This is a genomic window from Streptomyces sp. AHA2 (genome assembly GCF_036857595.1).
In the GTDB taxonomy this organism is placed as follows: Bacteria; Actinomycetota; Actinomycetes; order Streptomycetales; family Streptomycetaceae; genus Streptomyces.
This window is the reverse complement of sequence record NZ_JAUQWJ010000028.1, coordinates 1-24,100: the sequence shown is the minus strand read 5'-3', so window position 1 is coordinate 24,100 and position 24,100 is coordinate 1. Positions and strand designations below refer to the sequence as shown.

Genomic DNA, 24,100 nt, shown 5'->3' with positions numbered 1-24,100 from the left:
GGCCGACCGCTGCGCGGACATGTTCCGAGGTCACCGCCGTGCACCCCCGCCTGAAATCGGGATTTATCTCGCGTATCGCCGACCGAATGTACCCTTGTTGTACTCACCGGAAACGGCTAGGCGAAACACAGTCTGAACCCGTGTCGTATAAACTTCGCGAACAAGGCAGAAGGTTGGCGCCCACGGTCGATGGGTCCTGCCGTCGAGGCGATGTTCGACGGACCCCACCCCCGTTTTCTCCTGACCCGGCCCTGCCTCCCTGACCTTTCGTGAGCTGACAGCGCCGTCCGCCCCCGCCCTCGCGCCACCGTGCCTTTGAATGAGAGGCGACCCACCATGCCGCTGCATGTCCCGCCGGCTCCCGCGCCCGCACTCCGTTCCGTCCTGGCCGCGCTCTCCTCGCCCACCGCGGTCCGAGAAGCGCGAACTCCCTCCCTGCTGCGCAGCCAGGTGCCCGGCACCCCCGAGCTCCCGCTGCCCGTGCACGTGCTGGACCGGGTCACCGCCGAGGGCGTGTCCACGACCCGGCTGGCCGGGTGGCGGTTCCTGATCCGCTGCGGCGAGCACGCCGTGGCCGCGGCGGACACCGTGCTGACGGCGGACGGCTGGACCTTCTCCCACTTCTTCGAGGGCCCGTACATCAGCTCCACCGAGTCGGCCCTGCGCCAGGCCGAGGCGATGCCGCACCCCTACCAGCCGCGCCTGCTGTCGGTGCCCGGCCTCTACATGCTGACGCTGTGGCTGCACGAGGACTGCGCGGCGGACGGGGCCGACGGCCACCCCGCGGCCACCGACCTCCTCGTGCCCCTGGCCCCCGCGCCTCCCGGCATCGCGGCCCATCGCCCGCACCGCGTCGCCGAGCTCCTCCCGGTGCTGACCCACCGGGCGACCCCGACGCGCCTTCTCGGCTCACCCGCCTGAGCCCCGCCGACCGACGTTCCCGTACCCCGTCACCGGCGTCACGGCGGCGGGGTACGACCGTGTGCGCGCACCTGGCCCGCCCGACCCCGCCCTCCCGGCCGCCCTCCCGGCGGCCGTGCCGGCGTGGCTCGCTCCGACGAGCGCACCATGGCTCGTACGAGCCGGACAGCGTCGGCCTGCCGACCGGACTAGCCCCTTCAGGCCACGGCGAACCATCCGAAGGGACGGCCCAGTTGAGATGAACCGCCCGCGCGGGTGATGCGTCCTGAAGCTGTGAGGGGCGGTGCGGCGAAATCCCTGCGGATCGCCGCCCGTGGGGCAACACTGGGTTCCGACGAACAAACCGACGGGGGGCGGCCATGGACCACACTTCCAGCCGCGGAACAGAAGCGACGGCCGAGCCTGTCGACTCGGTCACCACGTCCATCACGACGAAGCGAAAGATCCCACCCATGTGCCAGCACCAGACACCGTGCCCGTCAGCCGACTCCGCCGATCGGGAATCCGCCCGCCTCGTGGCGCACCACCCGGAGCAGGGGTGGAGCCTGCTGTGCAACGGCGTGGTGCTCTTCGAGGACACCGGTGAACTGCTGCCGGACGGCAGGGTCATCGCCCCGCACCGCCCGATGGCGGGCAGCCAGGTGGTGACGGCCGCCTGAGGCCACCGGGCGGGGCGTCACTCCGCCCGGCTACGAGGGGCCGGCCGCGGAACGTCCCGCGCACCGGCCCCGACGCGTGTCCGGCCGCCGTCACCGCCCGTCACCGCCCGCGACGCGGCGTCTGCAGTGCCTCCCGCAGCGCGTGGTACGCCGGCTTGGGCCGCAGCGCCTCGTCCCAGGGCAGGGCCGCGCCCTCGCCGGGGAAGAACGCCGGGATCCAGGAGTACTTGTCGGTGTAGTCCCACAGGGTGATGCCGACACACCGGCGAACCGCGAGGCACGCCTCGGTGAGGCTCCGGTACCACCGGGCCTGCTCGGCGAGCTTCTCCTCGGTCGCGGGCAGCTGCATCCGCACGTCGACCTCGGTGAGGGCGGTGTCCAGACCGAGCCGGGAGAAGCGGCGCAGGTTGTCCTCCAGGGTGGCCGGATAGCCGTACTGCAGCGCCAGATGGGTCTGGAAGCCGATGCCGTGCAGCGGGACGTGCCGGGCCTTCAGCTGCTTGGCCAGCTCGTGGTAGGCGTCGCTCTTCGGGCCGGTCGCCTCGATGTTGTAGTCGTTGAGGTAGAGCCGGACGTGCGGGTCGGCCTGGTGGGCCCAGCGCAGCGCGTCGGCGATGTACCCGGGTCCCAGGGTCCGGAGGAAGACGGTGTCCCGGTAGGTGCCGTCCTCGTTGAAGGCCTCGTTGACGACGTCCCAGGCGAACACCTTGCCCCGGTAGTGGCGCACTTGGGTCTGGATGTGCTTCTTCAGCACCGCGCGCAGCTCCGGGGCCGTCCACTCCCGTCCGGTGAGCCAGTCCGGGAGCTGGCTGTGCCACACCAGGGTGTGGCCGCGCACCTTCTGCCCTTTGGACCGGGCGAGGTTCACGATCTCGTCGCCCTGGGAGAAGTCGAACACGCCCTGCCGGGGCTCCGTGGCGTACCACTTCATGCCGTTGCCGGGGGTGATCTGGTCGAACTCGCGGCCCAGCAGGGCGGTGTACGGTTCGTCGGCCAGTTCGGGGTTGTCGGTGGCGCTGCCGAAGTAGCGGCCGTGGCGCTGGGCGAGGTCGGCGAGGGTGTGCTCCTGGCCGGGGCGCTCGGCCGCCCGGGCCGCGGGCCCGGTGGTGGCGCCGCCGAGCAGCAGCGCGGCGGCGAGCGCCCCGGCCAGGACGAGGCGTGGTGCGGTGGTGGATGTGGTGCGCATGGTGCGACTCCTCACGGTCGGGTGGGTGGTGAGCCGTACGTGTCGCGGGCGGGTGTCAGCCCTTGGTGGCGCCGGCGGTCAGGCCGCCGACGAGCTGGCGCTCGGCGACGGAGTAGAAGGCGAGCGCGGGGACCATGGCCAGCACCAGGTAGGCGAAGACCTTGGCGTACTCCGCGGAGTACTGCCCCTGGAACTGCTGGACGCCGATGGGCAGCGTCCACCACGTCGACTCGGTGAACACCAGCAGCGGCAGGAAGAAGTTGTTCCAGCTGGTGACGACGGCCAGGACGGAGACCGTGCCGAGTGCGGGCCGTGCCATGGGCAGCAGCACCCGCCAGAAGAAGCCGAAGGAGCTGCACCCGTCGAGCGTGGCGGCCTCCTCCAGTTCCCCGGGGATCTGCCGGAAGAAGCCGCGCAGGATGATGATCGTCATCGGCAGGCCGAAGGCCGCCTGCGGGAGGATCACGCCGAGCGGATTGTCCAGCAGGTCCAGGGAGCGCAGCAGCAGGAACAACGGCAGGGCCGCCACCGCGAACGGGAACATCAGCCCCATCGTGAACAGGGTGAACAGCGCCTCCCGGCCGCGGAAGGCGAACCGCGCGAAGGAGAACGCCGACAGCGCGGACACGGCGACGACCAGGACCGTCGTGCCCACGGCGATCAGGGTGCTGTTGCCGATCAGCCGCCAGAAGTCCCCCGAGCCGAGGATCTGGGTGTAGTTGGACGTCACCCAGGACTCGGGCAGGCCGACCGGGTTGCGGGACAGCTCGTCGGTGGTCTTGAAGCCCGACAGCCCGGCGTAGAGCAGGGGGACGGCCATCACCGCGCCGACGAGGACCAGCACGAGGTGCAGCGGGAGGTTGCGGCCCTTGCGCACGGTCGGACGACTGGTCACTTTCCGTCACCCCGCATGGTCGTGGTGGCTCCTTCCAGGTCGCGCCGGAGCACGAACCGCTGGTAGGCGAGGGCGAAGACGAGGCTGATGGCGAACATGGCCACGCTGATCGCGCTGGCGTAGCCGACCTGGTAGCGCTTGAAGCCGTACTGGAACATGGTCACGGCCATGGTCTCGGAGTGATGGTCGGGGCCGCCCGCGGTGGTGACCCACACCAGGTCGAACAGCTGGATCGAGCCGATGACCGCCAGGAACACGCTGATGCGCAGGGTGGGCGCCAGCAGCGGCAGCGTGACGTTGCGGAAGCGCTGCCAGGGGCCGGCCCCGTCGATGAGCGCCGCCTCGGTCAGCTCGCGGGGGACGGCCTGGAGTCCGGCCAGGTACAGCATCATGTGGAAGCCGAAGTACTTCCACGTCATGACCAGGAAGAGGGTCGCCATCACCGTGGACTGGTCGGCGAACCACTGTCCGCCCAGGCCGTCCAGCCCGATCCGCCCGAGGACCTGGTCGGCGAAGCCGTCGTCCGGGGCGAAGATCATGCCGAAGAGGATGCCGGTGATCGCCTCGGACAGGACGTACGGGGCGAAGAACAGCATCCGGTAGACCGCCCGGCCGCGCATGCGCTGGTTGAGCAGCACGGCCATGGCGAGGGCGAACGGCAGCTGGATCGCGAGCGTCAGCACCACCAGGACGAGGCAGCGCCACAGGTCGCCGAGGAAGACGTCGTCCTGGAGGAGCCGGGTGAAGTTCTCGCCGCCGATGTAGTCGGTGGGCATGCCGAAGCCGCCCCAGCGGAAGAACGCGGCGTACAGGGCGAAGAGCATCGGCAGCAGCACGAGCCCGAGGAACAGCACCAGGGCGGGCACCTGGAAGCCCGCCGCGGTGAGCCAGTGCAGGGTGCGGCGCCGGGCGCGGCTCCGGGTCCGCGGCACGGGCGGGGGCGGGGCGCCGAGGCCGGGGCCGGTCCGTTCGTCCGGCAGGAACGTGGAGGTCATCGCCGGCTACTGCTCTTCCTTCGCGGTCCTGGTGATGGACTGGGCGACCTGGCCGGGCGACCTGGAGCCGGCGATGAGCGCGGCGACGCTGTCGTTGACCTCCTGGCCGACGGCGGGCGCGTAGGCCTGGTCGAGGTAGAGCTGGAAGCCGGTGGCCGCCTTCAGCTGGGCCTGTACGGCCTTGATGTTGGGGTCGGCGATGGCCTTCTCGGCGGCCGGGACGACGGGCAGCACGCCGGTCTTCTCGACCAGTTCCAGGTCGGTGGCCTCGGAGGCGAAGAACTTCAGGAAGTCGACGGCCTCCTGCGGGGCGCCCCGGCGCAGGGCGTGTCCGCCGCCCCCGCCGAACACCTCGGTGATGGAGCCCTTGCCGCCCTCGACCGCGGGGAACGGGAAGAAGCCGAGGTCCTTGCCGAGCCCCTTGCCCGCGTCGGCCTGCACGGTGGGCGCCCACTGGCCCATCAGTTCCATGGCGGCCTTGCCGTTGCCGACGGTGGCGGCCTGCCCGGTGGGCGTGGAGTAGGCGGCGCCGAGGAACCCCTTCTGGAACGGCCGGAGCCCGACGAGTTCGTCCAGGTGCTCGCCCGCCTCGACGAACGGGGCGCCGGTGAAGTCCTTGGCCTCGTAGGCCGTCTGCAGCGCGTCGGCGCCGGCGGTGCGCATCGCCAGGTAGGCCCAGTAGTACATGCCGGGCCACTTCTCCTTGCCGGCCAGTGCCAGGGGTGTGATCTTCGCGTCCTTGAGCTTGCGTACGGCGTCGAGGAACGCGTCCCAGGTGGTGGGGGGCCGGTCGATGCCGGCCTCGGCGAAGTGGGCCTTGTTGTACCAGAAGCCGATCATGCCGATGTCGAACGGAATGCCGTAGAGCTTGTCGTCGATCAGGTACGGCTCCTTGGCGACCGGCAGCAGGGACCGGCTCCACGGCTTGGTCCGGTCCGTGAGGTCCTCGACGAGCCCGGCGTCGACCTGCTGCTTCAGGACGCCGCCGCCCCAGGTGTGGAAGATGTCGGGCAGCTTCCCGGACGCCGTCAGGGCCGTCATCTTCGACTTGTAGGCGTCGTTCTCCAGCTGGACGATCTTGATCTTGACCTTGGGGTTCTGTGCCTCGTACTTCTTGGCGAGCGAGGCCCAGACGCTCTTGGCGGGCTGGGTGGTGGAGATGTTCCACCACTCGATGGTGGTCGTCCCGGACGACCCTCCGTCCGAGTCCCCGCCGCACGCGGTCAGTGCCGTCGCCCCCAGACCTGCCGCGGCGGAGGCCGCCAGGAAGCCGCGGCGGGACAGTGCCGGGTCGCCCATCATGAGCTCCTCGAAAGTTTCGACTGAGTTCCAGAAAGCTGCGCTGATGCCGCACCCTAGAGACAGCGGCCAAACGGTGACAACCCCTCGTACGCGGTGAATCTTCAGACGGCACAGGGACGTTGAGGCGAACGAAACATTCGGCTACGGAGTCGAACGTTACGGCGACTCCCTGCCGGGCGATCGACGACGGCCCCGATCACACCGTCCGGGCACACGGGCTCACCCACCGCGGAAGCCCGGGAACGGCCCCGTCCGGCGGGGCCCCGTCCGCCTCACGCTCCGCCGACGCGCCTCGGCCGTCGGGCAGGGGCCGCGACGGAACCGGTCACGGCCACTCCGTGGCGCCGCACTAGTGTGACGGGCATGCAGTCGTACACGATCGGCCGGGCAGCACGGCTGCTCGGCGTGAGCCCGGACACCGCCCGGCGCTGGGCGGACGCGGGCCGCATCACCACCCACCGGGACGAGACCGGACGGCGACTCGTCGACGGGCGGGACCTGGCGGCCTTCTCGGTCGAACTCGCCAGGTCCGCGACCCCCGAGGACGACACCCCCTACACCTCGGCCCGCAACGCCTTCCCCGGCATCGTCACCGCCATCAAGCTCGGGGACGTCGCCGCCCAGGTGGAGATCCAGGCCGGTCCGCACCGGCTGGTCTCCCTGCTCACCCGGGAAGCCGTGGAGGAGCTGGGCCTGGAGGTCGGCATGGAGGCCACGGCCCGCGTGAAGTCGACAAACGTACACATCGACAGGGCGTGAATCCCCGGCTCCCGCACATACACATCTACAGGTCCGGTTCGCCTGGCTCATGCGATGGGGCAGGAGACTTCTGCCTGGCAGATGCGCCAGTATGATCGGCGTATCGGAAGGGCCTGCGCGCTCTTCCCCGCAGACCGAGGGAGTGGCCCCCAGATGATCCGTTCCGCGAACCGCACCCGGCGCACGCTCCCGATCGCCGGCGGGGCCGCGGCGGTGCTGCTGGCGCTGAGCGCCTGCTCCTCCGCGGACACGGCTTCGGACCGGGGCCCCTCGTCCTCCGAACTCTCGGGCTCGGTCACCGTGTTCGCCGCCGCCTCCCTCCAGGAGAGCTTCGAAAAGCTCGGCGCGACGTTCGAGAAGCGGCACCCGGGCACCGAGATCACCTTCAGCTTCGGCGGCAGCGACAGCCTCGCCGCCGGCATCAACAGCGGCGCCCCGGCCGACGTCTTCGCGGCCGCCAGCCCCAGGACCATGGCACTGGTGGCGGACCGGAAGGCCACGGCGGGAACCCCGGCGACCTTCGTCCGCAACCGCCTGCAGATCGCCACCCTGCCCGGCAACCCCGACCGGATCACCTCCCTGAGGGACCTCGCGAAGCCCGGCCTCAAGGTCGTCCTGTGCGACAGGACGGTTCCTTGCGGTGCGGCCGCCCAGAAGGCCCTGAGGGCGGGCGGGCTGAAGGTCACGCCCGCCTCCTACGAGCAGGACGTCAAGAGCGCCCTGACCAAGGTCGAGCTGAAGGAGGCCGACGCGGCCGTCGTCTACCGCACCGATGTGCGCGCGGCGGGTGACAAGGTGGACGGCGTGGACTTCCCGGAGTCGGCCGACGCCGTCAACGACTACCCGATCGCCCTGCTCGAGCACGCCCGCAACCCCGAGACCGCGAAGGCCTTCATCGCCCTGGTGCGCTCCGCCGAAGGCCAGAAGGTGCTGTCCGGGGCCGGATTCCTCAAGCCGTGACCGACACGCCCTGGAGCCGTCCGCGCCGCGACCGGCCGCGTCGCGGCAGCCCGCGCGGCCGGACCCGGACCGTGCCCGTACCCCTGCTCGTCCCCGCCGTGGTCGCTCTGGCCTTCCTGCTCCTGCCGCTGGTCGCACTGCTGGTGCGGGCCCCCTGGCGCAGCCTCCCCGAGCAGCTGACCAGCCCGGAGGTCTGGGAGGCGCTCCGGCTCTCCCTGGTGTGCGCCACGGCGGCGACGGGTCTGAGCCTCGTCGTCGGTGTGCCCCTGGCCTGGCTGCTGGCCCGCACGAGCTTCCCCGGCCGGGGTCTCGTACGGGCGTTGGTGACGCTGCCGCTGGTGCTGCCGCCGGTCGTGGGGGGTGTGGCCCTGCTGCTCGCCTTCGGGCGCAACGGCGTGGTGGGGCAGTGGCTGGACTCCTGGTTCGGCATCACCCTGCCCTTCACCACGGCGGGCGTCGTCCTCGCCGAGACCTTCGTGGCGATGCCGTTCCTCGTCATCAGCGTGGAGGGGACCCTGCGAGCCGCCGACCCCCGCTACGAGGAGGCCGCCGCCACGCTGGGAGCCTCCCGTTTCACCGCGTTCCGCCGGGTCACCCTGCCGCTGATCGCGCCGGGCATCGCGGCCGGGGCCGTCCTGGCCTGGGCCCGGGCCCTGGGGGAGTTCGGCGCGACCATCACCTTCGCGGGCAACTTCCCCGGCCGTACGCAGACCATGCCGCTCGCCGTCTACCTGGCCCTGCAGAACGACCCGGCGGCGGCCATCGCCCTCAGCCTGGTGCTGCTGGCGGTGTCCATCGCGGTGCTGGCGGCCCTGCGCGACCGGTGGATGACGGCGTCATGACGGCATGGGCGCGCGGTACGGCCGACCCTTCCGACCTCTGGACGACTCCCCGATGACCGACTCGACCGACTCCGCCGACGACAAGCCCCGGGGCGCGCTCCCCCAGGGCCTCGACGCCCGTCTCCTCGTCGAGCGCGGTGCGTTCCGGCTGGACGTCACGCTGGCCGCCGCCCCGGGCGACGTCGTGGCTCTGCTCGGCCCGAACGGCGCCGGCAAGACCACCGCCCTGCGCGCGCTCGCCGGGCTCGTCCCCCTCACCGCCGGACATCTGCGCCTGGACGGCACGACGCTGGACGGCTTGCCTCCCGAGGCCCGGCCGGTCGGCGTCGTCTTCCAGGACTACCTGCTGTTCCCGCACCTGACCGCGCTGGACAACGTCGCCTTCGGCCCGCGCTGCCGGGGCGCCGGCAAGACCGAGGCGCGTGTCCGGGCCGCCGGGTGGCTGGACCGCATGGGCCTGGCGGACCACGCCGGCGCCAAGCCCCGCCACCTCTCCGGCGGCCAGGCCCAGCGCGTGGCCCTGGCCCGGGCCCTGGCGACGGAACCCCGGCTGCTGCTCCTGGACGAGCCCCTCGCGGCCCTCGACGCCCGGACCCGGCTGGAGGTCCGCGCCCAGCTGCGCCGGCACCTCGCCGCGTTCGAGGCCGTGGCCGTGCTGGTCACCCACGACCCGCTGGACGCCATGGTGCTGGCCGACCGTCTGGTCGTCGTCGAGCACGGCGAGGTCGTCCAGGAGGGCACCCCCGCCGACATCGCCCGCCACCCCCGCACCGACTACATCGCCCGGCTGGTCGGTCTCAACCTCTACCGGGGACGGGCCGAGGGACACACCGTCCGGCTCGGCACGGGCCCCGCCATCACCACCACCGAGGAGCTGTCCGGCCCGGTCTTCGTGGCGTTCCCGCCGGGCGCGGTCACGCTGTACCGCGAGCGTCCGGCCGGCTCCAGCGCCCGCAACCTGTGGCGGTGCGAGGTCGCCGGGCTGGAGACGCACGGCGACCAGATCCGCGCCGACCTCACCGGCGAACTCCCCCTCACCGCCGACCTGACCACGGTCGCGGCGGCGGAACTCGACCTGCGCCCCGGAGCACCGGTGTGGGCGGCGGTCAAGGCGACCCAGACACACGCGTACCCGGCCTGACACCCGTCCGGCGACCGCCTCGATCGAGCCGACCGGGGCCCGTGAACCACCGGGCGACTCACACGACGGGAGGGGCCCCGCACCCGCGGAGCCCCTCCCTGTGACCGGTGCGGCCGATCGGCCGGATCAGTTCTCGTACGCCTCCAGCGGCGGGCACGAGCAAACCAGGTTGCGGTCGCCGTAGGCCTGGTCGATGCGGCGCACCGGCGGCCAGTACTTGTCGGCGGCCGACACCCCGGCCGGGAAGACCGCCTCCTCGCGGCTGTAGGCGTGCTCCCACTCACCGGCGAGCGCGCCGGCGGTGTGCGGGGCGCCGCGCAGCGGGTTGTCCTCCGCGGGCCACACGCCGGAGCCGACCTTCTCGATCTCCGCACGGATGGCGATCATCGCCTCGCAGAACCGGTCCAGCTCGGCCAGGTCCTCCGACTCGGTCGGCTCGATCATCAGCGTCCCGGCCACGGGGAACGACATCGTCGGCGCGTGGAAGCCGTAGTCGATCAGCCGCTTCGCCACGTCGTCGACGCTCACACCCGTCGCCTTGGTGAGGGGGCGCAGGTCGATGATGCACTCGTGGGCGACGAGCCCGCCCGGGCCGGTGTAGAGGACCGGGTAGTGCGGCTCAAGCCGCTTGGCGATGTAGTTGGCGCTGAGCACGGCCACCTGGGTGGCTCGCTTCAGCCCCTCACCACCCATCAGCCGGACGTACGCCCACGAGATGGGCAGGATGCCGGCCGAGCCCCAGGGAGCCGCCGAGATCGGACCGACGCCCGTCACCGGACCGGCCTCCGGCTGCAGCGGGTGGTTCGGCAGGTACGGCGCCAGGTGCTCGCGGACCGCCACGGGGCCCACGCCGGGACCGCCGCCGCCGTGCGGGATGCAGAACGTCTTGTGCAGGTTCAGGTGCGAGACGTCGCCGCCGAAGTGGCCGGGCTTGGCGAGGCCGACGAGCGCGTTGAGGTTGGCCCCGTCGACGTAGACCTGGCCGCCCGCCTCGTGCACCTGCGCGCAGATGTCGGCGACGTGCTCCTCGAACACCCCGTGGGTGGACGGGTAGGTGATCATGAGCACGGCCAGCTCGTCGCGGTACTGCTCGATCTTCGCCCGCAGGTCCTCGACGTCGATCTCGCCGTCCTCGGCGGTCTTCACGACGACGACCTTCATGCCCGCCATGACGGCGCTGGCCGCGTTGGTGCCGTGCGCGGACGACGGGATCAGGCACACCGTGCGCTGCTCGTCTCCGTTGGCCCGGTGGTACCCGCGTACGGCGAGCAGACCGGCCAGCTCGCCCTGCGAACCGGCGTTGGGCTGCAGGGAGACCTTGTCGTAGCCGGTGACCTCGGCGAGACGGTCCTCGAGCTCGTGGATCAGGGTGAGGTACCCCGCGGCCTGCTCGGCGGGCGCGAAGGGGTGCATCTGCCCGAACTCGGGCCAGGTGACCGGCTCCATCTCCGTGGTCGCGTTGAGCTTCATGGTGCAGGAGCCCAGCGGGATCATGCCGCGGTCGAGCGCGTAGTCCCGGTCGGCCAGCTTGCGCAGGTAGCGCAGCATGGCCGTCTCGGAGCGGTGCTGGTGGAAGACGGGGTGGGTCAGGTAGTCGTCGGTGCGCAGCAGGGCGGTCGGGATGACCTCGTCCGCGGCGGCGTCCAGGGCCTCCACGCCGCCCTCGACACCGAAGGCCGCCCACACGGCACGCAGCCGGGCGCGGGTGGTGGTCTCGTCGCAGGCGACGGAGACGTGGTCGGCGTCGACCAGGCGCAGGTTGACCCCGTTGTCCCGGGCAGCGGCGACGACCTCGGCGGCACGCCCTTCGACCCGCACGGTCACGGTGTCGAAGTAGGACCCGTGGACGACCTCGACCCCGCCGTTGGCGAGCCCGGCGGCGAGGACGGTGGCGTACCGGTGGGTGCGCTGCGCGATCCCCTTGAGGCCGTCGGGCCCGTGGTAGACGGCGTACATGCCGGCCATGACGGCGAGCAGCACCTGCGCGGTGCAGATGTTGCTGGTGGCCTTCTCCCGGCGGATGTGCTGCTCGCGGGTCTGCAGCGCCAGCCGGTAGGCCCTGTTCCCGTCGGCGTCGACGGACACGCCGACGAGCCGCCCGGGCAGACTGCGCGCCATCTTGTCCTGGACGGCCATGTATCCGGCGTGCGGGCCGCCGAAGCCCATCGGCACGCCGAAGCGCTGGGTCGTCCCGACGGCGATGTCCGCGCCGAGCTCCCCGGGCGACTTCAGCAGCGTCAGCGCGAGCAGGTCGGCGGCGACCGTGACGAGTGCCCCGAGCCCGTGCGCCTGGTCGATGACCGGCTTGATGTCCCGCACGGCTCCGGAGGCACCCGGGTACTGGATGAGTACGCCGTTGATCTCACGCTCGGCGATCTCGGCGGGGATTCCGTCACCGAGGTCGGCGACGACGACCTCGACACCGGCCGGCTCGGCGCGGGTTTGGATGACGGCGATGGTCTGCGGCAGCGCGTCCGCGTCGACCAGGAACAGACCCTTCTTGTTCTTGCCCAGGCGCCGCGACAGCGCCATGGCCTCGGCGGCCGCGGTGCCCTCGTCGAGCAGCGAGGCACCCGAGGTGGGCAGTCCGGTGAGGTCCGCGACCATGGTCTGGAAGTTCAGCAGCGCCTCGAGCCGGCCCTGCGAGATCTCCGGCTGGTAGGGCGTGTAGGCCGTGTACCAGGACGGGTTCTCCATGACGTTGCGCAGCACGACCGGCGGCGTGTGGGTGCCGTAGTAGCCCAGGCCGATCATGGGAGCGAGCACCTGGTTGCGGTCGGCGAGGGAACGCAGCTCGGCGATCACCTCGGCCTCGCTGCGGGCGCCCGGCAGGTCCAGCGCCTCGGCGCTCTTGATCACGGCCGGGACCGCGGCGGCCGTCAGCTCGTCCAGCGAGCCGTAGCCGACGTGGGCCAGCATCTTGGCGCGGGCCTCGTGGTCGGGCCCGATGTGGCGCTGCTCGAAGGGGACTGCCTCTTCGAGCTCGGAGAGCGGAATGCGGTGGGCGGTCATTGCGGAGGCCTCCTGGTCTGACGCGACCTGCGAGGGGCACCACGGCGCGGGTACCCGGACGGCCTCCCCCTCTGTCATCTCAACCTGAGAGCTTCACCGGATCGCCCGAAGGCGTCCGGTTTTCACCGTCGGTGAGAGCGGAAGCCGTCGACACCCGCCCTGCTTTCCAGAGTGACCTCGTCCGTGCGGTACGTGTGCCTGAGAGATTCCGGGGAGGATTTGCTCCTTCGGCGCCTCCGGTGGTGTCTGGAGGACTCTCCCGCACGGGGTCAGCAGCCGCTGTCAGCGTACCAGCGAGGTCAACGCACGAGCCTTCGAGTGGCCGCATCCCCGCTTGTACCGTTTTGTTAGGTCTACAGATGACTTGCGACCATGTGGAGGGCCCGTGCGTACCGACATCGATCCGCGCAGTCTGATCGGCCGCAAGGCGTTCGACCGCAACGGCACCAGGATCGGCACCATCGACGAGGTCTACCTCGACGACGCCACCGGCGAGCCCGAGTGGGCGGCGATACGCACCGGCCTGTTCAGCAGGGACGCGTTCGTCCCGCTCGAGCCCAGCGAACTGATCGAGGGCGCGCTGCACGTCCCCTTCGACCGCGCCCTCATCAAGGACGCCCCCGACTTCGGCGTGGGCCGCCACCTCTCCCCCGAGCAGGAACTCCAGCTGTACCACCACTACGGTTTGGACATCGCCGCCCCGCCCCCGCTCCCGGACCGCGACTTCGGCCGACTGGCGGGCTCGGACGAAACGAAGGCGTAGGACGGCCCCGGGCGGATCTGTCCCGTCATCTTCGGACCGGGCACCCGGCCCACGGTCCGGGCCGCCAGGCCGAGGAAACCCCTCAGGGGAACGCTGGGCGCAGATCCCCGGGCCCGGTCCGAGCGGACCCGACCTGCCTATGCCAACGCCGCCCCGGACGGACGGTCCTCCGGCCCGGCGGCCACACCGTCCTCCACCACGGCCACCGCGTCCGCTCCCGCCCGTTCCTCGCTCGCCCGCCCCGTCCCCAACGACGCCGCTCCCCCGCCCCCACGTCTCCATAACACCAGCGGCAGCGGATCGGACGGCTCCAGCAAGGGGTCGTCGATCCGGAAGGTCCGTACCCGCCCCGGCCCGGAGGCGGGCGTCTCGAACCGCACGGTGACCCGTCCCAGGCCGCTGCCCTGCACCCACCCGTGCCCGAACTCGGCGTGACGCACGTCGTGCCCGGCGGGCCAGCGCCGCTCGGCGAGCGAGGGCGGCTGCTCCTCGGCCGGCGCCGTGGGACGCTCCTCGGCGAGTGCTCGCGCCTCGGTCTGCTCCCCCGCCGCCTGCGCGAACAGGTCCTCCTGCGTGTAGTCGGCGAGACCGGTGACACCCACACCGAGCAACCGCACCCCGCCCGTCGTGTCGACGGAGTCCAGCAGCCGGGCCGCCGCCTCCCGGATCACCGCGGGATCGTCCGTGGGGCCGCGCAGCGTCTCCGAGCGGGTGAGGGTCGAGAAGTCGTAGCGCCGCACCTTGAGCACGATGGTCCGTCCGGACAGCCCGGCCCCGCGCAGCCTGCGCACGCACCGGTCGGCGAGCCGCTGCACCTCGTGTCCCACCCGCGTCCGGTCGTGGATGTCCACGTCGTAGGTGTCCTCGACCGACACCGACTTGGCCTCCCGCTCGGCGACCACGGGCCGGTCGTCCCGGGCGAGCGCCATGGCGTACAGACCGTGCCCGTGGGCCTTCCCCAGCAGCCGGACCAGCTCGTCCTCGCCGGCCTCGACGATCTCCTCGACCGTGGTGATCCCGGCCCTGCGCAGGTGGTCCCCCGTCGCCGGGCCCACCCCCGGCAGGGTCCGCACGGACATCGGCCCGAGCATCGCCCGCTCGGTCCCCGGCTCGATCACCACCAGGCCGTCCGGCTTGGCCTGCTCGGAGGCGATCTTCGCGAGCATCTTGGAGGCGGCCAGCCCCACCGACCCGGTGAGGCCCGTGACGGCGCGGATGTCCGCCCGCAGCTGCGCGCCGACCAGCCGCGCCGAGCCCTCGTCCCAGGCCTTGCCCCCGGCCTCCAGATCGACGAACGCCTCGTCCAGGCTCAAGGGCTCCACGAGCGGCGAGAGGGCCCGCAGCAGCTCCATCACGCGCTCGCTGATGGAGCGGTAGAGGGCGAAGCGCGGCACGAGATAGGCGGCGTGGGGCGCCAGCCGCCGGGCCTGGCCCATGGGCATCGCCGAATGCACCCCGAAGACCCGGGCCTCGTACGACGCGGTCGCCACCACCCCCCGCGGCCCCAGCCCGCCCACGACCACGGCCTTCCCGCGCAGACTCGGCTTGGACGCCTGCTCCACCGAGGCGAAGAAGGCATCCATGTCGAGATGCAGGATCGTGGGCGCGGTTCTCACATCTCCGATGCTGCCCTACCCCACTGACAACGCTCGTGCGGGGCGCCCCGCAGGGTTCGGGACCGGCGGCTCAGACGGCGCGGTTGCGCCGCCGGGCCAGCTCGTCGGCGGGGTTGGAGCCGATCAGGGTCTCCCCGGTGTCGACGCGCTCCCCGTGCAACTGGGACAGCGCGCTCTCCACGTCCCGCCACACGACGCCCACGGCGATCCCGAAGACCCCCTGGCCTCCCTGCAGCAGGGCGTGGACCTCGTCGGGCGAAGTGCACTCGTAGACCGTCGCGCCGTCGCTCATCAGCGTCATGCGCTCCAGGTCGCTGAAGCCGCGTTCCCTGAGGTGCTGCACCGCCGTGCGGATGTTCTGCAGCGAGACCCCGGTGTCGAGGAACCGCTTGACGATCTTCAGGACGACGACGTCCCGGAAGCTGTACAACCGCTGCGTCCCGGATCCGTACGCGGGGCGCACACTCGGCTCCACGAGCCCCGTGCGGGCCCAGTAGTCCAGTTGCCGGTACGTGATGCCGGCCGCCGCACAGGCCGTGGGGCCGCGGTAACCGATCTGCTCGGACGCCATGGACGTCGTCCCTCCGCTGCTCGGCACCGCCACGGGTCGCTGCGGAACGTGGTCGGCCGCACTCTCGGGCTGGGGACACGCCCCGCTCGCGCGGAGCCGTGAGCCGGGGGGAGGGTACGGACCGCTCGCCCTGAGACTGCGCTCGGGGCCGCCCCCAGCCGTACCGTCGCCGCTGCTTCTCACGCCGACCTCCGTCCTTGACCTGCCTTCTCGACGGTAGGCAGTCACCAGGGGTGCGTCAACGATCGCCACACTCGCCACGCCGAGTGATAATCACCCTGAGAGTGGTTTCCCGTGCCCCGTCGCGGGGAAAGGCTAGCCGAATGCCCTCGTCGCGGCCCGTATGACGCTCTCACACGCCTGCGGCACATGCGGGCGTTTCACTCGCCTCGCACAGCTGCGCGAGGCGCCCGCTCCGGGGTCCTCACTGGCTGCTGCTGCCGAAGTCCTCCGGCGAGATCTGGTCGAGGAACTCGCGGAACTTCTCGACCTCGTCCTCCTGCTCGTCCGGGATCGCGATACCGGCGTCGTCGAGCACCGTGTCACTGCCGTAGATCGGCGTTCCGGTGCGCAGGGCCAGCGCTATGGCGTCGGACGGGCGGGCACTCACCTCGACGCCGCTGGCGAAGACCAGCTCCGCGTAGAAGACGCCCTCACGCAGGTCCGTGATGCGCACTTCCGTGAGCTCCTGGCCGACTGCTTCCAGCACGTCCTTGAACAGGTCGTGGGTCAGCGGCCGTGCCGGAGCCATGCCCTGCTGGGCGAAGGCGATCGCCGTCGCCTCCCCCGGTCCGATCCAGATGGGGAGGTAACGGTCGCCTCCCACTTCACGCAGCAGCACGATCGGTTGGTTGGAGGGCATTTCCACCCGGACACCTACGACATCGAGCTCGTTCACACAGCAACCCTAGGCCGTGCCCGGGATGTTTGGGTAGTCGGGCCGGGATCGGGCGCCCGATCCGGCCCCGGCGTCCCGCCCCGTCAGGGCTGCCGCACTCCGAGCGCCGTGCGCACCAGTGCGGCGTGCAGCTTCACCGTGAGCCCCGCCAGCTCCTTCGTACGGGCTTCCGCGTGCGCCCTGGTCTGGGGGTTGCGGTGCCGCTTGAGCGGGGCCACCACCTGGTCCACGAGGCCCGCCTCACGGTCGGCGGCCGCCTTCATCGCCCGCAGGTGCCGGGGCTCGATCCCGAACCGCCCCAGCTCACCGATCAGCTCCGCGACCGTCACCGCCTCGGCGTCGAACGCCCCGTCCTCCAGTGGAGTGAGCAGCCCGTAGGACTCCCACTCCTTCAGCTGCTGCTCCTCGATGCCGGCGGCGGCGAGCAGCTCGGCTCGCCCGATCCGGGCCGCCGTCGGCCCCTCGGGTGTCTCGGTCACCACCTCGCCGTCCCGCTGACGGCCCACGACGGGCAGCTGGACGCTCTCACCCCGCTCCATGGCCTCCAGGTGCTCCCGGATGACCTTCAGGGGCAGGTAGTGGTCCCGCTGCATCCTCAGGACGTGCCCGAGGCGCTCCACGTCGTGGGCGCTGAACTTGCGGTACCCCGACGGGGTCCGCTGCGGTTCGATGAGCCCCTCCGACTCCAGGAAGCGGATCTTGGAGACGGTGACCTCGGGGAACTCGTCGCGCAGCACGGTCAGCACTGTGCCGATGCTCATCAGCCCACTGTCCGCGGCGGCGGTGCCGTGTCCGGCACCGCCGCTCGGTGTTCGAAGCATGGACCTTCCCTGACGGACGGACCTTCACCGGTCCCGGGAGCGCAGCGGGTCAGTAGCCCCGCTGGCTCGCGTAGAAGACCAGCCGGTACTTGCCGATCTGCACCTCGTCGCCGTTGTTCAGAGCGACCTGGTCGATCCGCTCGCGGTTGACGTAGGTGCCGTTGAGGCTGCCGACGTCGGCCACCGTGAACGAGCCGTCCTGGGCGCGGCGGAACTCCACGTGCCGCCGGGAGACGGTCACGTCGTCCAGGAAGATGTCGCTCTGCGGGTGCCGCCCGGCCGTCGTCAGATCGCCGTCCAGCAGGAAGCGGCTGCCCGAGTTCGGCCCGCGGCGCACGACCAGGAGCGCGGAACCCAGCGGCAGCGCGTCCACCGCGGCCTGCGCCTCGGGCGACAGGGTCGGCATCTGCGTCTGGCCGGTGGTCTCGCTGTCGTAGGCCTCGAGACCGGAGATGGAGATCGTGGACGTCGTCTCGGACGGGCGTTCGGCCGCCGCGCCCGCCCGCAGCGGAGCACCGCAGTTGGAGCAGAAGCGGCTGTTCTCCGCGTTGCGGTTGCCGCAGCGCGTACACACCAGGGCCGACATGGGATCCTCCTGCCGCGGCTGCTCACCCGGAGCGTGGGACGCGTACGGGTCGGAGAACCCACCCGCACCTGAGGCTGACGGCTGGCCGAAACCTATTCCGCCGGACTGCGCGGGGTCGACGGAGGGCGCGCCCTGGGCGCCGGAGACATCGCCGCCCGGACCGCCCACCTGGTCACGGAAGAGCGGCCGCTGGCCCTCCGCGTCAGGCTGTGCGCGATGACGGGCGGTCGCGTTGTCGCTGCCCTCTCGCGAGCTCTTGCCGAACAACTTCGCAAACAACTTCACGGGCGATTCCCCTTGACCGAAACAGACCCGCCCGTGGGGCAGGACGAACCCTGACTGAACACTCTGGCCGACCCGGACATCCTGACAACGTCCGTCTGCACCAGACAGTTTCCACCACGCACCACCCAATCGGTGCGCCGACCCCCCGCAACCTCATGCCCTCGCCGGACGACGCGCATGCACCACCGGTTCACCGCGAGGACGACCGAGCGTAGTCAGGCCGCTTCGCCGCTCGCAAGGCGTCCACGACCACCTTGGTCGACCGCTCGATCGTGACGGTGGCCTGTTCCTTCTCGAGAGTCTGCACCACGCCTCCGGGGATGTTGAGCGCCGGCTCGAGGTCCTGCGGCTTGCCGATGACAAGGAAACGATAGGGCGCGTTGATCTTGTTCCCGTCGACGCTCACCCCCTTGCCCGAGTCGCTGAGGTACGTCCCGGCGACCACCCGGACGCCGTTCACCTGGATCGCCTCCGCACCCGCCGCGCGCAGTTCCTGAACCGCGTCGAGCAGCATGTCCGCCTCGACCGTCCCCTTCGTGTCCTGGATCGTCATGGTGATGCCGGGCCCCTGCGCGGCCACCGTGCCCGCCAGGATGCCGAGTTGCCGCTCCTTCTCGACCGTCTGCCTGCGGGCCTCCTCGGCCTGGTCCGAGCTGTTCTCCAGCTCGTCGCGCTGCTGCTCGAGTCCCTGCTTCTCGTCTTCAAGACGCTGAGTGCGGTCATCCAGTTCATCGAGGATGCGGACAAGATCTTCCTGACGTGCGCCGCGCAGGGCACTGTCGCCGTCGCTGTTCGAGGCCACCTGCACGGCGAGTCCGAAGCCGAGGCCGAACAGCAGCAGCGCGACGATCAGTTGCGCGCGGGTGACCCGCGGCGGCCACAATCCCTGCACCAGCCGCTGCCGGCCCGTCAGCCGCTGCCCGGCGGCGGCCTGCGACTCGGGCCCCGGCCCGGTCTCCGACGCGGCCCCCGGAGCCGGGGCGGCGCCGGCAGCGGGCGCGGCACCGGTCACCTCCTGCGGCAGTTCGCGGCGCAGTCCGTTCCCGGCCGTCCCGCCGTCGCGCTGCACACCGCGCGCGTGGCGGTGCTTCTCGATGTGCTTCTCGGTGTGCTGGTCGTCGTGCTCGCTCATCGGCCTCACGCCCGGAACACGTGCCGGCGGATCGCCGCGGCGTTGGAGAAGATGCGGATGCCGAGGACGACCACCACACCGGTGGACAGCTGGGCTCCCACACCCAGCTTGTCGCCCAGGAAGACGATCAGCGCGGCCACGACCACGTTCGACAGGAAGGACACGACGAAGACCTTGTCGTCGAAGATGCCGTCGAGCATCGCCCGCAGACCGCCGAAGACGGCGTCGAGCGCCGCCACGACGGCGATCGGCAGATAAGGCTCGACCACCGCCGGAACCTCAGGCCGGACCAACAGGCCGGCCACGACTCCCACGACGAGGCCCAGTACGGCGATCACGATGTGCCCTTCCCGCTCTTCTCAGTGCTCGGCTGTGCGGTACGCACGGTCACGCTCGGCGCGGCAGGCAGCCGGAGGTCGTCCTCGGCCGAGATGCCTGTCCTGATGCCGTAGCTCTCCTGCAGCACGTTCAGGTAGATCCCGTCCGCGCTGTTCTGGAACCGCGTGCTCAGCCGCTGCCCGTCCCCCACCGCCAGCACCGTGTACGGCGGCACCAGCGGTTTGTTGTCGACCAGTATGGCGTCCCCGGCGGCCCTGATCGCCGACAGCGCCGTCAGCCGCTGCCCGTTGATGGAGATCGCCTCGGCGCCCGACTCCCACAGCCCGTTGACCACACGCTGCATGTCCCGGTCGCGCACCCGGCCCGTGTCGGAGAACCCGGACGTCCCACGGGGGTCGCCGTCACCGCCCGTACCGGCTTCCTTGGCGTCGTTCACCACGAGCTTCACGCCCGGCCCGTGCACCGCGACGGCGCCGGACAGGATGCCCACCAGGTCGGATTCGGCGCCGCCGCTGTGCTTCAGCGCCTCGCGCTGCCGCGCGCTCACGTCCGCGCGCAGTTCGTCGACGGCGTCCTCCAGCTCGTCGGCCGCCTCGGTCTCCCGGTCGATGCGGTCGACCAGTTCCTCGCGCTCCTTGGCCACCACCGGGGCGGCCACCCGTGCCTGGGCGGCGCCCACGGTCACGACCAGTGCCGCGAGCACCAGACCGGCGGCCAGCCCGAGCTTGGCCCGCAGGGTCTTCGGCAGACCGCCGTCGCCGGCGGCCTTCTTGCGCGCCGCGGCCTCGGCGTAGCCGTCGTCGAGGCTGTGGTCCATGACGTTGGTGAGCAACGACATGGACGCATCCGGGCGCCGGGGCCGCGCTGGTGTGCTCCGAATGGGGGGTTGCTGCGGCATGCCGCACATCGTCGCACGTCGCGGCCACTACCTCCGAACGGCCCCACCGGCGTGCCGGACAGGCCCCGTTGGGGGCACATGTCCGGCACGCACGCGTGCGGGCCGTTCCATCCGCCGGTCAGCGTCCGGCGCTGTCCACCACCGCGGCCCACTCGTCTAGCAGCGCCTGCGCGGAGGCGTCGTCCGGGCCCTCGGCCCACAGGTGGGTGACGGCCTCGGCCGGGTCGGGCAGCACCATCACCCAGCGGCCGTCGGTCTCCACGACGCGGACACCGTCCGTGGTGTCCACGAACCGGTCCCCGGCCGCCTCGACGACCCGGCGCATCACCAGGCCCTTGACCGCCCACGGGGTGGCGAGGTCCCGCTTCAGGACGTGCGCCCGCGGGATCCGCGCGTCGATCTGGCTGAGCGTGAGCTGCGTGCGCGCCACCAGCCCGATGAGCCGCACGAAGGCCGCCGTGGCGTCGTACACGCTGCTGAACTCGGGGACGATGAAACCGCCCTTGCCGTCGCCGCCGAAGATCGTGCCTTCCTCACCACCGACCCGCGTCAGGTCGTCGGGGGACGTCGTCGTCCACTCGACCTGCGTGCCGTGGTAAGCCGCCACCTGCTCGGCGATCCGGGTCGTGGTGACCGGGAGCGCGACCCGGCCGCTGCGCCGCTCGGCCGCGACCAGGTCCAGCATCACCAGCAGCGCCCGGTCGTCCTCGATGATCCGGCCCTTCTCGTCGACGAGCGACAGCCGCTCGCCGACCGGGTCGAACCGCACGCCGAACGCGGCACCCGAGGACGCCACGATCTCCCCGAGCCGGACCAGGCCCGAGCGCCGGATGTCGGCCGTCTCGGTCGGCCTGGCCTCGTCGAGACCGGGGTTGATCGTCAGCGAGTCGACACCGAGCTTGCCGAGCAGGCTCGGCAGCACGAGACCGGCGCTTCCGTTGGACGCGTCCACGACGACCTTGAGCCCGGACTCCGCGATCCCGGTCGTGTCGACGTTCCGCAGCAGCGACCCGGTGTACGAGTCGAAGACGCTGGACGGGAAGTGCAGGTCACCGATCTCGCCGGGGAAGGCGCGCCGGTACTCCTGGCGTGCGAACACCCGGTCCAGCTTCCGCTGGCTGCCCTGCGAGAGGTCGGCGCCCTGGCTGTCGAAGAACATGATGTCGACGGAGTCCGGCACCCCGGGCGTGGTGCGGATCATGATGCCGCCGGCACTGCCCCGGGCCGTCTGCTGCCGGGCCACCGGCAGCGGCACGTTCTCCAGGTCCCGTACGTCGATGGCACTGGCCTGCAGCGCCGAGATCACCGCACGCTTCAGCGCACGGGCACCACGCGAGTGGTCGCGCGCGGTGGTGACGGTCGAGCCCTTCTTCAGGGTCGTCGCATAGGCACCCGCCAGCCGTACGGCGAGCTCGGGCGTGATCTCCACGTTGAGGATGCCGGACACACCGCGGGCGCCGAACAGGTGCGCCTGGCCGCGGGACTCCCAGATGACCGAGGTGTTGACGAAGGCGCCGGCCTCGATGGTCTTGAACGGGTAGACCCGCACATTGCCCTGGACGATCGATTCCTCACCGATCAGGCACTCGTCACCGATGACCGCGCCGTCCTCGATCCGCGCCGCGCGCATGATGTCGGTGTTCTTGCCGATCACGCAGCCGCGCAGGTTGGTGTGGGGACCCACGTACACGTTGTCGTGGACGACGGCCTTGTGCAGGAACGCGCCGCTCTTGACCACCACGTTGGAGCCGACGACGGTGTGCTCCCGGATTTCGGCGCCCGCCTCGACCTTGGCGTAGTCACCGATGTAGGCGGGTCCGCGCAGCACGGCGTCGGGGTGGACCTCGGCTCCCTCGGCGACCCAGACGCCCGGGGAGATCTCGAACCCGTCGATGTCGACGTCGACCTTGCCCTCGAGGACGTCGGCCTGCGCCTTCACGTAGCTCTCGTGCGTGCCGACGTCCTCCCAGTAGCCCTCGGCGACGTAGCCGTAGATCGGCTTGCCTTCCTTCATCAGCTGCGGGAAGACATCGCCGGACCAGTCGACGGGGACGTCGGGGTCGACGTAGTCGAAGACCTCGGGCTCCATCACGTAGATGCCGGTGTTCACCGTGTCGGAGAAGACCTGGCCCCAGGTGGGCTTCTCGAGGAAGCGCTCCACCTTGCCCTCCTCGTCGACGATGGTGATACCGAATTCCAGCGGATTGGGCACACGCGTCAGGCAGACGGTGACCAGCGCGCCCTTTTCCTTGTGGAAATTGATGAGCTCGGTCAGGTCGAAATCGGTGAGAGCATCGCCGGAGATGACGAGGAAGGCGTCGTCCTTCAGCGCCTCTTCCGCGTTCTTGACGCTTCCGGCGGTACCGAGGGGCTTCTCCTCGTTGGCATAGGTGAGCTCCATGCCCAGCTCTTCGCCGTCACCGAAGTAGTTCTTGACGAGCGAGGCCAGGAACTGGACGGTGACGACTGTTTCATTGAGCCCATGCCTTTTGAGCAGCCGCAGAACGTGCTCCATGATCGGGCGGTTGGCCACAGGCAGGAGCGGCTTGGGCATGCTCGAGGTCATGGGACGAAGGCGCGTGCCTTCGCCACCGGCCATCACGACGGCCTTCATGTCGGAAGCGTCCTCCTCGCAGAGACGGGTCTAGCCGACCTCCCCCGCCAGGATCGTCCCGCGCCTTTCCGGCGCGGGCCATCTCGCCCGTGCTACCGGAGCAATCAGCGGGGGTTCAATCGGCCGTGGCGTCCGCACGGACCAGGCGGCGGACTTGTACTACGTAGAGGACTCCTGCCCACCAATAGAGGGTTGTACCCCATCCGGCGAACGCCCATCCGAAAATAGCAGCCAGTGACGAGATCCAGCCACTTCCGTCACTGAGCAGGAGCAGGGGGAAGGCGTACATCAGGTTGAAGGTCGCGGCCTTGCCCAGGAAGTTCACCTGGGGAGGTGGATAGCCGTGCCGGCGCAGGATGCCCACCATGACGAGCAGCACCAGCTCACGCGCCAGCAGTACGGCGGTCAGCCACAGCGGCAGGATCTCGCGCCAGGTGAGGCCCACCAGCGTCGAGAGGATGTAGAGCCGGTCGGCCGCGGGATCGAGGAGCCGGCCCAGGCTGCTGATCTGGTTCCAGCGGCGTGCCAGCTTGCCGTCCAGATAGTCGCTGACGCCGCTCAGGGCGAGCACGAGAAGGGCCCAGCCGTCACTCTTCGGCCCACCGAACTCGGGGCGCAGGATCAGCCACAGGAAGACGGGAACGCCGATGAGACGCGCCATGCTGAGGATGTTCGGGATGGTGAGCACACGGTCCGTCTGGACGCGAGTCTCCTGAACCTCCACCCGGGGGCCTCCTGTGGGAAACGTGCCGACGATGCCCCCTGACCCTACCTCAACGCAAAAAAGCTCCGGCTCTCGGGTTTGCATAAACCCGAGAGCCGGAGCTCAAGAATTGTTCGGCGGCGTCCTACTCTCCCACAGGGTCCCCCCTGCAGTACCATCGGCGCTGTAAGGCTTAGCTTCC

The 24,100-nt window shown here is 70.9% G+C and carries 22 protein-coding genes, 1 rRNA gene and 1 riboswitch; of the genes, 7 read left to right on the top strand and 16 right to left on the bottom strand.

Annotated elements, in window-relative coordinates:
- Nucleotides 1-336 precede the first annotated feature (336 nt).
- Together Q5694_RS32275 and Q5694_RS32270 are read left to right on the top strand one after the other, a co-directional pair.
- On the top strand, nucleotides 337-921 hold the full coding sequence (locus Q5694_RS32275) for a hypothetical protein (RefSeq protein ID WP_333937064.1): 585 nt from the start codon (nucleotides 337-339) through the stop codon (nucleotides 919-921).
- Nucleotides 922-1,373: 452 nt separating this feature from the next.
- Nucleotides 1,374-1,580, top strand: a complete 207-nt coding sequence (locus tag Q5694_RS32270; protein WP_333937063.1) for a DUF5999 family protein — start codon at nucleotides 1,374-1,376, stop codon at nucleotides 1,578-1,580.
- Nucleotides 1,581-1,680: 100 nt separating this feature from the next.
- On the opposite strand, the gene Q5694_RS32265 is transcribed toward Q5694_RS32270, so the two are convergent.
- From Q5694_RS32265 to Q5694_RS32250, 4 genes are all read right to left on the bottom strand, one after another.
- On the bottom strand, nucleotides 1,681-2,766 hold the full coding sequence (locus tag Q5694_RS32265) for an endo-1,4-beta-xylanase (protein WP_333937062.1): 1,086 nt from the start codon (nucleotides 2,764-2,766) through the stop codon (nucleotides 1,681-1,683).
- A gap of 55 nt (nucleotides 2,767-2,821) precedes the next feature.
- On the bottom strand, nucleotides 2,822-3,586 hold the full coding sequence (locus tag Q5694_RS32260) for a carbohydrate ABC transporter permease (RefSeq protein ID WP_333937103.1): 765 nt from the start codon (nucleotides 3,584-3,586) through the stop codon (nucleotides 2,822-2,824).
- 71 nt (nucleotides 3,587-3,657) lie between these two features.
- Nucleotides 3,658-4,656: a carbohydrate ABC transporter permease gene (locus Q5694_RS32255; RefSeq protein ID WP_333937061.1), complete on the bottom strand. Its 999-nt coding sequence runs from the start codon at nucleotides 4,654-4,656 to the stop codon at nucleotides 3,658-3,660.
- A 6-nt stretch (nucleotides 4,657-4,662) separates the two neighbouring features.
- Nucleotides 4,663-5,955 carry an extracellular solute-binding protein gene (locus Q5694_RS32250; RefSeq protein WP_333937060.1) on the bottom strand — a complete coding sequence of 431 codons (1,293 nt, stop codon included), beginning with the start codon at nucleotides 5,953-5,955 and terminating at the stop codon, nucleotides 4,663-4,665.
- A 366-nt stretch (nucleotides 5,956-6,321) separates the two neighbouring features.
- Between Q5694_RS32250 and Q5694_RS32245 the strand changes: the two genes are divergently transcribed.
- The 4 genes from Q5694_RS32245 to Q5694_RS32230 all read left to right on the top strand — a co-directional run bounded on the left by Q5694_RS32245 (nucleotide 6,322) and on the right by Q5694_RS32230 (nucleotide 9,660).
- Nucleotides 6,322-6,717 carry a TOBE domain-containing protein gene (locus Q5694_RS32245; protein WP_333937059.1) on the top strand — a complete coding sequence of 132 codons (396 nt, stop codon included), beginning with the start codon at nucleotides 6,322-6,324 and terminating at the stop codon, nucleotides 6,715-6,717.
- Nucleotides 6,718-6,870: 153 nt separating this feature from the next.
- Nucleotides 6,871-7,677 (top strand): molybdate ABC transporter substrate-binding protein, encoded by an 807-nt coding sequence (gene modA, locus Q5694_RS32240; protein ID WP_333937058.1) that lies wholly within the window; start codon nucleotides 6,871-6,873, stop codon nucleotides 7,675-7,677.
- Nucleotides 7,674-8,519, top strand: a complete 846-nt coding sequence (locus tag Q5694_RS32235) for an ABC transporter permease (RefSeq protein ID WP_443040983.1) — start codon at nucleotides 7,674-7,676, stop codon at nucleotides 8,517-8,519. Before modA ends, Q5694_RS32235 begins: the two co-directional genes overlap by 4 nt.
- 52 nt (nucleotides 8,520-8,571) lie before the next feature.
- Complete coding sequence (locus Q5694_RS32230; RefSeq protein WP_333937056.1) at nucleotides 8,572-9,660, top strand: ABC transporter ATP-binding protein; 1,089 nt, start codon at nucleotides 8,572-8,574, stop codon at nucleotides 9,658-9,660.
- A gap of 126 nt (nucleotides 9,661-9,786) precedes the next feature.
- On the opposite strand, the gene gcvP is transcribed toward Q5694_RS32230, so the two are convergent.
- A complete protein-coding gene (gene gcvP, locus Q5694_RS32225; protein ID WP_333937055.1) occupies nucleotides 9,787-12,672 on the bottom strand; it encodes an aminomethyl-transferring glycine dehydrogenase in 2,886 nt (961 codons plus the stop codon).
- A 176-nt stretch (nucleotides 12,673-12,848) separates the two neighbouring features.
- Nucleotides 12,849-12,944: riboswitch (glycine riboswitch) on the bottom strand.
- A gap of 113 nt (nucleotides 12,945-13,057) precedes the next feature.
- Here gcvP and Q5694_RS32220 point away from each other — a divergent pair.
- On the top strand, nucleotides 13,058-13,435 hold the full coding sequence (locus tag Q5694_RS32220; protein WP_333937054.1) for a PRC-barrel domain-containing protein: 378 nt from the start codon (nucleotides 13,058-13,060) through the stop codon (nucleotides 13,433-13,435).
- A gap of 137 nt (nucleotides 13,436-13,572) precedes the next feature.
- Here the strand turns inward: Q5694_RS32220 and Q5694_RS32215 are convergent, their stop codons facing one another.
- The 11 genes from Q5694_RS32215 to rrf all read right to left on the bottom strand — a co-directional run.
- The gene (locus Q5694_RS32215) at nucleotides 13,573-15,051 is read right to left on the bottom strand and encodes a DNA polymerase IV (RefSeq protein WP_333937053.1); all 1,479 of its coding nucleotides are present in this window, start codon (nucleotides 15,049-15,051) and stop codon (nucleotides 13,573-13,575) included.
- 70 nt (nucleotides 15,052-15,121) lie between these two features.
- Nucleotides 15,122-15,805 carry a MerR family transcriptional regulator gene (locus Q5694_RS32210; RefSeq protein ID WP_333937052.1) on the bottom strand — a complete coding sequence of 228 codons (684 nt, stop codon included), beginning with the start codon at nucleotides 15,803-15,805 and terminating at the stop codon, nucleotides 15,122-15,124.
- A 241-nt stretch (nucleotides 15,806-16,046) separates the two neighbouring features.
- Nucleotides 16,047-16,520: a bifunctional nuclease family protein gene (locus Q5694_RS32205; RefSeq protein ID WP_003988851.1), complete on the bottom strand. Its 474-nt coding sequence runs from the start codon at nucleotides 16,518-16,520 to the stop codon at nucleotides 16,047-16,049.
- 83 nt (nucleotides 16,521-16,603) lie between these two features.
- On the bottom strand, nucleotides 16,604-17,341 hold the full coding sequence (gene ftsR, locus Q5694_RS32200; RefSeq protein ID WP_333937051.1) for a transcriptional regulator FtsR: 738 nt from the start codon (nucleotides 17,339-17,341) through the stop codon (nucleotides 16,604-16,606).
- 49 nt (nucleotides 17,342-17,390) lie between these two features.
- Nucleotides 17,391-18,341: an FHA domain-containing protein gene (locus tag Q5694_RS32195; protein ID WP_333937050.1), complete on the bottom strand. Its 951-nt coding sequence runs from the start codon at nucleotides 18,339-18,341 to the stop codon at nucleotides 17,391-17,393.
- Between the two features lie 61 nt (nucleotides 18,342-18,402).
- Entirely contained in the window at nucleotides 18,403-19,344 is a 942-nt protein-coding gene (locus tag Q5694_RS32190) for a DUF881 domain-containing protein (RefSeq protein WP_333937049.1), read from the bottom strand.
- A gap of 5 nt (nucleotides 19,345-19,349) precedes the next feature.
- Nucleotides 19,350-19,682, bottom strand: coding sequence for a small basic family protein (locus tag Q5694_RS32185; RefSeq protein ID WP_003988855.1), 333 nt, complete (start codon nucleotides 19,680-19,682; stop codon nucleotides 19,350-19,352).
- Nucleotides 19,679-20,590: a DUF881 domain-containing protein gene (locus Q5694_RS32180; RefSeq protein ID WP_333937048.1), complete on the bottom strand. Its 912-nt coding sequence runs from the start codon at nucleotides 20,588-20,590 to the stop codon at nucleotides 19,679-19,681. The genes Q5694_RS32185 and Q5694_RS32180 overlap by 4 nt, the downstream gene beginning before the upstream one ends.
- 109 nt (nucleotides 20,591-20,699) lie before the next feature.
- A complete protein-coding gene (locus Q5694_RS32175; protein ID WP_333937047.1) occupies nucleotides 20,700-23,195 on the bottom strand; it encodes a mannose-1-phosphate guanyltransferase in 2,496 nt (831 codons plus the stop codon).
- Between the two features lie 115 nt (nucleotides 23,196-23,310).
- Nucleotides 23,311-23,919 (bottom strand): CDP-alcohol phosphatidyltransferase family protein, encoded by a 609-nt coding sequence (locus Q5694_RS32170; RefSeq protein WP_333937046.1) that lies wholly within the window; start codon nucleotides 23,917-23,919, stop codon nucleotides 23,311-23,313.
- Nucleotides 23,920-24,030: 111 nt separating this feature from the next.
- Nucleotides 24,031-24,100 (bottom strand): 5S ribosomal RNA (gene rrf, locus Q5694_RS34945); the annotation flags it as partial.

Excerpts from the sequence above, each read along its gene's own strand:
- Q5694_RS32275 (WP_333937064.1), top strand. The coding sequence starts at position 337 with ATGCCGCTGCATGTCCCGCCGGCTCCCGCGCCCGCACTCCGTTCCGTC.
- Q5694_RS32270 (WP_333937063.1), top strand. The coding sequence starts at position 1,374 with ATGTGCCAGCACCAGACACCGTGCCCGTCAGCCGACTCCGCCGATCGG.
- Q5694_RS32265 (WP_333937062.1), bottom strand. The coding sequence starts at position 2,766 with ATGCGCACCACATCCACCACCGCACCACGCCTCGTCCTGGCCGGGGCG.
- Q5694_RS32260 (WP_333937103.1), bottom strand. The coding sequence starts at position 3,586 with ATGGCCGTCCCCCTGCTCTACGCCGGGCTGTCGGGCTTCAAGACCACC.
- Q5694_RS32255 (WP_333937061.1), bottom strand. The coding sequence starts at position 4,656 with ATGACCTCCACGTTCCTGCCGGACGAACGGACCGGCCCCGGCCTCGGC.
- Q5694_RS32250 (WP_333937060.1), bottom strand. The coding sequence starts at position 5,955 with ATGGGCGACCCGGCACTGTCCCGCCGCGGCTTCCTGGCGGCCTCCGCC.
- Q5694_RS32245 (WP_333937059.1), top strand. The coding sequence starts at position 6,322 with ATGCAGTCGTACACGATCGGCCGGGCAGCACGGCTGCTCGGCGTGAGC.
- modA (WP_333937058.1), top strand. The coding sequence starts at position 6,871 with ATGATCCGTTCCGCGAACCGCACCCGGCGCACGCTCCCGATCGCCGGC.
- Q5694_RS32230 (WP_333937056.1), top strand. The coding sequence starts at position 8,572 with ATGACCGACTCGACCGACTCCGCCGACGACAAGCCCCGGGGCGCGCTC.
- gcvP (WP_333937055.1), bottom strand. The coding sequence starts at position 12,672 with ATGACCGCCCACCGCATTCCGCTCTCCGAGCTCGAAGAGGCAGTCCCC.
- ftsR (WP_333937051.1), bottom strand. The coding sequence starts at position 17,341 with ATGCTTCGAACACCGAGCGGCGGTGCCGGACACGGCACCGCCGCCGCG.
- Q5694_RS32190 (WP_333937049.1), bottom strand. The coding sequence starts at position 19,344 with ATGAGCGAGCACGACGACCAGCACACCGAGAAGCACATCGAGAAGCAC.
- Q5694_RS32180 (WP_333937048.1), bottom strand. The coding sequence starts at position 20,590 with ATGTGCGGCATGCCGCAGCAACCCCCCATTCGGAGCACACCAGCGCGG.
- Q5694_RS32175 (WP_333937047.1), bottom strand. The coding sequence starts at position 23,195 with ATGAAGGCCGTCGTGATGGCCGGTGGCGAAGGCACGCGCCTTCGTCCC.